This window comes from Lautropia dentalis (assembly GCF_003892345.1).
GTDB classification, from domain to species: domain Bacteria; phylum Pseudomonadota; class Gammaproteobacteria; order Burkholderiales; family Burkholderiaceae_E; genus Lautropia; species Lautropia dentalis.
The window spans coordinates 1-1189 of sequence record NZ_RRUE01000009.1; the positions used below are offsets into that span (position 1 = coordinate 1).

General features: G+C 60.3%; 1 protein-coding gene. It reads left to right on the forward strand.

Translation table 11 applies throughout. The features are described 5' to 3' along the window. On the forward strand, positions 1 to 817 hold an 817-nt coding region (locus EHV23_RS15100), incomplete at its 5' end, for an SDR family oxidoreductase (protein WP_125096924.1). Between the last annotated feature and the right edge of the window lie 372 nt (positions 818 to 1189).

The following is a 1189-nucleotide window of genomic DNA, read 5'->3' on the forward strand; positions in this document are numbered from 1 at the left end:
GCCCTATGAGCAGATGCGTATGGCCAATATTGAGGGTACGCGGGAACTGATTGCCATGGCAGCACGTCATCATGCCAAGCATTTCCATTTCGTGTCCACGACTTCCGTGCTATCGCCCGCCGATGCCGGGGGAGATGGCAGACTGACAGAACATTGCCCGGCACACCATGGTGAGCACCTCCAGAACGGCTACGTCCAGACCAAATGGGCGGGAGAGCGATTGGCGGAAGAGGCTCGCAACCGGGGCATTCCGGTGACCATCCATCGGGCAGGCCGGATTGCGGGTGACAGTGTGCATGGCGCCTGTCAGCTGGACGATTCGTTCTGGGGGATTTTCAGGATGATTCCTGTGCTGGGATATGCACCATATGGCGCATTCGGAGAAATTCTGACGGCTGTGGACAGGGTGGCTGCAGCCATTGTGGCCCTGTCGCGCGCCCCCGGACTGGAAAACCATACCTGGCATCCGATAGCCACCGGCTTCTCCGATGGGGCGGCACTACTGGCTGCTTTACGGAGAAATGGCTATGCGATCACGGAGGTATCAGGCGATGAATGGCGTGAACGTGCGTTGCAGTTCTTCGAGGCCCATCCGGAGGATCCATCGGCCAGACTGGGGGCATTCCTGCTGCCGGCAGAGCATGCGGATGGCGAAGAAGCAGATGAGCCAGTGTCAGCGGTTCCGATGGACAGTACACTGACCTGTGATGCGGCAAGGGCCCTGGGTGTCGATCTGGAACCGACCGATGCGCCGATGCTGGATCGTTACATCAGGTACTTCCAGTCGGTGGGTTTCTTTCACGGACGGAGCTGGTAATCGATGACGAAGGGTTCCCGTGGCTGCTCAAAGACAAATGAGCCAACAGGTGATATCCCGGCTCATCAACAGGAATGAGTCGGCCCTGCAAAACCCCGCCAACCCGCATGAACGCTTGATCGAAGGGGCATGGCGGTGCCCGGGAACTCCCGGAAACTAAAATGGGGGTCATCAGAAACTGGGAGAAACGGAGGCGCAGCCGATGGCCACGGACGACTTCTTCAGGGCTCGGATCGACCAGATGATCGACCTGTCGCGCCCGCTGGCGGTGCTCGCGCGGCGCATGCCGTGGGGCGAACTGGAGAAGACGCTGGCGCCGGTCTTTGCGCATCGTGATCGCCAGGGCCGGGTCACACAGCAGCCCGGGCTGTT